This window comes from Deinococcus sp., from assembly GCF_030523985.1.
Taxonomy (GTDB): Bacteria; Deinococcota; Deinococci; order Deinococcales; family Deinococcaceae; genus Deinococcus.
Genome location: NZ_JAUNHK010000120.1, coordinates 1 through 6,818 on the forward strand (window position 1 = coordinate 1; position 6,818 = coordinate 6,818).

7 protein-coding genes and 1 pseudogene are annotated in these 6,818 nt (G+C 67.6%); 4 read left to right on the forward strand and 4 right to left on the reverse strand.

Annotated elements, in window-relative coordinates; translation table 11 throughout:
* Together Q4C89_RS13085 and Q4C89_RS13090 are read left to right on the forward strand one after the other, a co-directional pair.
* A pseudogene (locus Q4C89_RS13085) lies at positions 1 to 411 on the forward strand (N-acetyl-gamma-glutamyl-phosphate reductase); the annotation flags it as partial.
* A gap of 3 nt (positions 412 to 414) precedes the next feature.
* Positions 415 to 1,233 (forward strand): shikimate 5-dehydrogenase, encoded by an 819-nt coding sequence (locus Q4C89_RS13090; protein ID WP_303103065.1) that lies wholly within the window; start codon positions 415 to 417, stop codon positions 1,231 to 1,233.
* A 69-nt stretch (positions 1,234 to 1,302) separates the two neighbouring features.
* On the opposite strand, the gene Q4C89_RS13095 is transcribed toward Q4C89_RS13090, so the two are convergent.
* The 3 genes from Q4C89_RS13095 to Q4C89_RS13105 are packed head-to-tail and all read right to left on the reverse strand — an operon-like array spanning position 1,303 to position 3,520.
* Positions 1,303 to 2,052, reverse strand: a complete 750-nt coding sequence (locus Q4C89_RS13095) for an endo alpha-1,4 polygalactosaminidase (protein ID WP_303103066.1) — start codon at positions 2,050 to 2,052, stop codon at positions 1,303 to 1,305.
* 24 nt (positions 2,053 to 2,076) lie between these two features.
* The gene (gene glp, locus Q4C89_RS13100; protein WP_303103067.1) at positions 2,077 to 3,288 is read right to left on the reverse strand and encodes a gephyrin-like molybdotransferase Glp; all 1,212 of its coding nucleotides are present in this window, start codon (positions 3,286 to 3,288) and stop codon (positions 2,077 to 2,079) included.
* Entirely contained in the window at positions 3,281 to 3,520 is a 240-nt protein-coding gene (locus Q4C89_RS13105; protein WP_303103068.1) for a hypothetical protein, read from the reverse strand. The genes glp and Q4C89_RS13105 overlap by 8 nt, the downstream gene beginning before the upstream one ends.
* A 38-nt stretch (positions 3,521 to 3,558) precedes the next feature.
* On the opposite strand from Q4C89_RS13105, the gene Q4C89_RS13110 reads away from it, so the two are divergent.
* Together Q4C89_RS13110 and Q4C89_RS13115 are read left to right on the forward strand one after the other, a co-directional pair.
* Positions 3,559 to 4,326 (forward strand): phosphodiester glycosidase family protein, encoded by a 768-nt coding sequence (locus Q4C89_RS13110; protein WP_303103069.1) that lies wholly within the window; start codon positions 3,559 to 3,561, stop codon positions 4,324 to 4,326.
* Between the two features lie 44 nt (positions 4,327 to 4,370).
* Complete coding sequence (locus tag Q4C89_RS13115) at positions 4,371 to 5,552, forward strand: acetate kinase (RefSeq protein ID WP_303103070.1); 1,182 nt, start codon at positions 4,371 to 4,373, stop codon at positions 5,550 to 5,552.
* 69 nt (positions 5,553 to 5,621) lie between these two features.
* Here Q4C89_RS13115 and Q4C89_RS13120 read toward each other — a convergent pair.
* The coding region (locus Q4C89_RS13120; RefSeq protein ID WP_303103071.1) for a YhgE/Pip family protein at positions 5,622 to 6,818 on the reverse strand (1,197 nt) is incomplete at its 5' end.

Consider the following 6,818-nt stretch of genomic DNA (forward strand, 5'->3'; position numbering starts at 1 on the left):
GCGTTCCTGAGCTACGGGCTGGGGCTGGCGCACAAGCACCTTCCCGAAACCATGCGTTACGGTGGCCTGACGCGCACGCCGATTTTCACGCCGAATGTGGGCGGCTGGGCGCAGGGCATGACCGTGACCATTCCGCTGCATCTGCACGAACTGGGCGTCAATGCCGAGGGGTTGCACGCCACCCTGAAGGCGCACTACGCCGGGCAAAAGTACGTCAAGGTGTTTGAGATGGCCGAGAATCCCGAAATCCTCGACCCACAAACGCTGAACGGCACCAACAACCTCGAACTGTTCGTGTACCCGGCAGCGGACGGCGAACGCGCTCTGCTGGCGGCGCGACTGGACAACCTGGGCAAGGGAGCCAGTGGCGCGGCGGTGCAGAACCTGGAGCTGATGCTCGCCCTATCCTGACCCATGCTTCCCACGCCCCGTTTTGACCGTGACACGCAGCTTTGCATGAGCCTCGCCGCCCGGCCCGGCAACTTCGGCACGCGCTTTCACAACTACCTGTATGAGCTGCTGGACCTGAACTATGTCTACAAGGCGTTCACGACACAGGATTTGGCGGGGGCCATTGGCGGCGTGCGGGCACTAGGCATTCGTGGTTGCGCGGTGAGTATGCCGTTCAAAGAAGCCGTGATTCCGCTGCTGGACGAACTGATGCCCTCGGCAGCGGCGATACGGTCGGTCAACACCATCGTCAACGACGGCGGCTTTTTGCGGGCCTACAACACCGATTACGAGGCCATTCGTCTGCTGATTGGGGAGAAAGGTCTCGACCCGTCCTGGCGCGTGAGCGTGCGCGGCAGCGGCGGCATGGGCAAGGCGGTGGCGCAGGCGCTGCGGGACGCGGGCTTTGAAAATGGCGTGCTGGGCGCCCGCAACGAGGCGGCGGGGCGCGAACTGGCCCAGCGTCTGGGCTGGCGCTGGACACCACAGCCCGAAGCCGCCGACCTGCTGGTCAACGTGACGCCCATCGGCATGGCGGGCGGGCCGGAGGCACATGACCTCAGCTTTGCGCCGGAACTGATTGAGCAGGCCCGCGCCGTCTTCGACGTGGTGGCCCTGCCCGCTGAAACGCCCCTGATTGCCGAGGCGCGGCGGCACGGCAAGCCCGTCGTGACCGGGGACGAAGTCGCGGCGCTTCAGGCGTTGGAACAGTTCGTGCTGTACACGGGCGTGCGGCCTTCGCCAGAGCAGGTGCACGCAGCGGCGGCTTTTGCACGGGGCTAAAGGCCAACGCCGGAATCCTCCAGCGACAAGGATTCTGGCGTTTTGGCATTGGTCTGCGCCCCAGCGGGTTTAGCGCCAGAGGGTCACTATGCCCAGGCTGTCCAGTTGATTTTTCTGGGCGGCGCTGGCGTCCTGGCGGGCTTCCACGTTCAAGACCTGCTTGCCACGCTGGACGTAGGGCAGCAGGGCAGTGCAGGTCTTGCGCTGCCAGCAATGCTCGGTCAGGGCGCCGTCGAATACGTCCGCCACCAGACGACCGTTGCCGTCATGCTCGCTGGCGTACTGTTCGCCGCCCCAGTGCAGCACCGCCAGTCCCGCATTGTGGGCCAGGTCAGCCACCCGCGTGGCGTGGTTGACTTTGCCCCCCGCAAACAGGTCAGCGACGGCGACGGCGTCGAAGCCTTTGTACTGGCACAGGTTGAAGGCAATGTTCAGCCCCCTGGCCGCCTGCGCCCCGTCCAGCACGCAAACGGTGTAGACGCCCCGGTCAGCATAGGACGCCAGTTGCGCTTCAGTGGTCTGCCGGGCGTCCAGCAGCACCAGTTGGGCCTGTGCCTGGGGCCGCGCCGCCCAGTCCCAGGTCAGCTTGCCCGCAGGCGGCAGCGAAATGGTGGCCTGCTCCTCGCTCTTGATGTCGGCCAGTTCGTCGGCCTGTGCGGGGGCACTGGGCAGCAGCGTTTCGCCCGAAACCGTCTGACCCGGCGCAGCGGGAGCCGCCGCCAGCGCCTCACCTGCCGGAGTGCGGCCCAGGTCACAGGCAGAAAGGGCGGCACACAGCAGCAGAGCAGAGGAAACAGGCAGGAGGCCAGGGCGCGACATGCCGTTACCCTAGAAAACTGACCCTTACATGACCGGCACGACCTGCACCCGGTCGCCCGTCTTAATGTTCTCACCCGGCGGCACGACCACCAGCGCCCCGGCCTCACCGAGCGAACGCAGAATGCCGCTGCCCTGCTGCGTGTAGGCCCGCACGCCCCCCCCTTCCACCACGCCACGCCAGAAAGCCGTCTTGTCGGGCAGGGCCGGAAAGGGTGTCTGGGCCGTGAGGACGACGGAGGCCAATGGTTCGCCGCTGAGCACCGGGCGCACGATGACCTGAAAGACGACCAGACTGCTCACCGGATTTCCTGGCAAACCGAACACGGGCAGCCCTTCCCAGCGCCCACACAGCGCCGGGCCACCGGGCCGCATCCGGACTCTCCAGAAGGCCACCTCGCCCCCCTCCATCAGCAGGTCGCGCATGAAGTCGTACTTGCCCATGCTGACGCCGCCGCTGGTGAGCAGCAGGTCGGCGCCGCCCGCCGCACCCAGCAGCTCACGCAGCCGTGCGGGGGAGTCGGGCGCGTGGCCCAGGTCAATCACCTCGGCCCCCAAGTCATCCAGCAGCGCCGCCAGCCCGACGCGGTTGGAGTCGTAGACCTGCCCCGGCGCGAGCGGTTGCCCCAGCTCGACCACCTCGTCGCCCGTGGACAGCAGCGCCACCCGCCAGCGCCGCCGCACCGTGACCTCGGCGTGCCCCAGGGCCGCGGCCAGCGCCAGCCGCGCCGGGGTCAGGCGGGTTCCGGCCCGCAGCACCACCTCGCCCGCCCGGAAATCGCCGCCCTCGGGCCGCACGTCGCCGGGCCGGGCGGGGCGCAGCAACCGCACGTCTTGACCGTCTTCTTCCAGTTGCTCGACAGGGCAGATGGCGTCCGTGCCTGCCGCCAGCGGCGCTCCGGTGTAGATACGCACGCACTCGCCCGGCCCGACCTGCCCGCCGAACGGCTCTCCGGCGCGGCTTTCGCCCACCACCCGCAACCGCACCGGAGCCTCGGCGCTGGCGCTCAGCGTGTCGGCTTCGCGGCAGGCAATGCCGTCCAGGGCACTTTCGGTCGCACTCGGATGACTGACCAGCGCGGCGAGGTTCTGCCCCAGCACCCGGCCCCGCGCCGCCCGCAGCGGCAGCCGTTCCAACTCGCGTTCCGGCAGCAGCGCCGCCCACCGTTCCCGCGCCTGCTCGACGCTGACGTGCATGGGAAACGGCGCGGAGGAGGCCGTCGCGTTGAAATCAGTCATTTTTCTGCCTGGGTTTCGGCGCGGGCGTCGGCTGACCGATGGCGACTTTGCCGACTTCGGCCCCCACCTGCCGGGCCGCGTCCCAGGCAGTCGTGGGGCCGGACTCCTGGGAAAGCGCCTCGCGCTGGGCCTGGGCTGTTTCCCGCTCCTGACGGGTGGGGGCGGGCGAACTGGGCTGACCGATAAGGGCCAGCACTGTCTCGCGCAGCACATTCCAAAGGGCGCTCCACATGCCTCCATTCTCACCCATCTCGCGCATGATGGAGAGCGATGCCGCGCCGCCTTGCCCCCTTTGCCTCCCTCGCCGCTCGCCTCTCGCTGCTGAGCCTGTGCCTGCTGAGCGCCTGCTCGGGCGGAGCGCGGGGCCTGAAAGTCGAGCGCGTGACGGGCCGGGGCATGCTCTACACCGTCGCCGTGGTCGACCCGCAGCGTGACCGCCTGACCCTGCACTGGCTCAACCCCGCGACAGGCAAACCGTATTCGTCGTTCGCGCAACTCGGCAGCCGCCTGCAAAAAGAGGGCAAGACGCTCCTGTTCGCCACCAATTCGGGCATCTACGCCCCCGGCCCCAAGCCGCTGGGCCTGCACATCGAAGGCGGCAAAACGCTGGTCAGGCTCAACAACGCGGGCAAGGGGGGCGGCAACTTCGCGCTGCTGCCCAACGGGGTGTTCTGGCTTCAGGGCAAGCGGGCAGGCGTGACCGAAACGCAGGCCTACAAGCGCCTGGGCCTGACGCCCGATTACGCGACGCAGTCGGGGCCGCTGCTGGTCGCGGGCGGCAAACTGCACCCTGATTTCAACGAGGGCAGCAGCAGTTTCAAGGTACGCAGCGGCGTGGGCGTGTGCAAGGACGGCAAGGTGCGCTTTGCCATCAGTGCCGGGCCAGTCAATTTCTACAGTTTCGCCACCTTCTTCCGCGACGCGCTGGGCTGCCCCGACGCGCTGTATCTGGACGGCTCCATCAGCGCCTACAAGACGCGCGACACCGACACCCAATTTGCCGAATTCGCCGGAATCTGGGCGGTGACGGCGCGGTAGGAAGCGGGCCGACTTGCCCTTGCGCGACCCTCTAGACTTTTCCCATGTGGACTCTGGTTCTCAACAGCGGCTCGAGCAGCCTTAAATTTGCCCTCTTGAACCCGGCGACGGGCGAATTGCGGCTGTCGGGCCTGGCAGAGCGGCTGGGCGCGGGCGAAGCGTCTATCCGTCTGGAACGGGACGGGCAACGCGAAACCCGTGCCTTGAACGGCGGCAGCTACGGCGAGGCACTGGGCGAAGTGCTGAAGGAACTCGACACCCTGAACATGCGCCATGAAGTTCGGGCGGTCGGACACCGCGTCGTTCACGGCGGCGAAAGCTTCAGCGCCCCGGTGCAGGTCACGCCGGACGTGCTGGAAGGCGTGCGGGCGTGCGTACCCCTCGCGCCGCTGCACAACCCTGCCAACATCCTGGGTATCGAGGCGGCGCAGCAGGCGTTTCCGGGGCTGCCGCACGTCGCCGTGTTCGACACGGCTTTTCACCAGACCATGCCCGAAGTCGCCTACCGCTACGCCGTGCCGGAGGAGTGGTACAAGCGGCACGGCGTGCGGCGCTACGGCTTTCACGGCACCAGCCACCAGTACGTGGCGGGGCAGGCGGCCGAGTTGCTGGGCCGCCCGCTGGCTGAACTGAATCTGGTCACGGCGCACCTGGGCAACGGCTCCAGCGTGTGCGCGGTGGCGGGCGGGCGCAGCGTGGACACCAGCATGGGCCTGACCCCACTGGAAGGGCTGGTCATGGGCACGCGCAGCGGCGACCTCGACCCCGGTATTCCCGATTATCTGGCGCGGCAGGCGGGCCTGAGCCTGGCCGAAATCACGGCGGCGCTGAACAAGAAAAGCGGGCTGCTGGGCCTATCGAACCTGACCAACGACATGCGCGAACTGGAAACCGCCGCCGCAGACGGACACGCCGGAGCGCGGCTGGCACTGGACGTGTTCGTCTACCGCCTCGCCAAATACATCGCGGGCATGGCGGCAGCGCTGGGCCGTCTGGACGCGGTGGTCTTTACGGGCGGCATCGGTGAAAACAGCGCACTCGTGCGGGCCGAAGTGCTGAACCGTCTGGGTGTGCTGGGCCTGAAACTCGACAGCGACGCCAACGGGAACCTCCCACGCGGCAAAGCAGGCGTGATTTCGCAAGCGGGTGGCCCAGCGGCGCTGGTCATTCCCACCAACGAGGAACTGACCATTGCCCGCGAAACGGCGCGGCTGGTCGAGGGATAAACGAGGTAAAGGGGAGAGGGTGGAGGGCGGGGAGATGGTTCCCTTTGCCCTCTACCCTCCCCCCTCCGCCTACTTCGGTGCGGTCAGGGGTTCCGGCTCCTCGGGCGGCAAGTCGTGGTACGACAGCGGCGAGCTGATGAGCGGTTTGAAGTCGTTGTCGTTGACGAAGTCCCAGCGGCGGCCCAGCAGCGCCAGCACGAAGCCGCCGACGCCCACGCTGAGCAGAATCAGCATAAAGCCGAGGTACTGGCCCTCGTAGGCCCCGGAAATGGCGTGCCGGAAGGCGTTCACACTCTGGGTCACCGGAATCCAGCGGTGGATGTGCTGGAAAAAGGGCGGAGCGAGTTCGACGGGATAGCTGCCGCCCGACGCCGCGAGCTGCACCACCAGCAAAATCAGGGCGAGCAGGCGGCCCGCCGCGCCGAACATGAAAATCAGGCCCATCACCAGCATCAGGAAGACCAAGCTGGACGTCACGGCGGTGGCGGTCACCTGAAGGGGATGCAGGTACTCCACACCGAGCAGGTGCACGCCCCAGACCACAATCAGCGCCTGAAGGACGACCAGCACCGCTGGGTGAAGGCCCTTGCGCAGCACCCGCGAAAGCTGCGAAGTGCGGTTGCCACTGCGGGCCAGTTGCTGATAGGGAAAGATGAACGTGGTCAGCGTGGTGCCGACCCACAGGCTCAGCGCCATGAAGTAGGGCGCGAACCCGGCCCCGTTGTTCTGCACGGGCGCGAACTTGCGGGTCACGGGCTTGACGCTGGCGCTGAGGCCCTCGGGGTCACCGCCGAGTTCTTCCGCCTTTTCCGGCAACTTGGAATACAGCTTGTTCAGGCCATCGCGGAGTTTGACCGCTCCGTCGTCCACCTGCGCGGTGCCGTCGCGCAACCTGGTCGCGCCGCCCCTCAGGTCGCCCAGGCCGCTGGCGAGTTCACCCGACTTGGCTGCCAGGGTCGCCGCTCCGCCCGAGAGCTGGTCGAGGTCGCTTTGGGCAGGCAGCTTCTCGGTGATTTGACCCAGCGCCCCCTTGATTTTGAGGTTGCCGTCCACCAGTTGGTTCACGCCGCCCTGAAGTGCCTGCGCTCCCTCGCTGAGGCGACGGCTGCCCTGCGCGGCCTCGGCGGTCTTTTCGGCCAGCGTGGCCGAGCCGCTTTGCAACTGGGCGGTTCCGGCAGCCAGCTTTTGCGACCCTGCCGCCAGTTGACCCGCACCCTTCGCCGCTGCCGCGCTGCCTTGCTCGGCCTGCTTCAGCCCCGTTGCCAG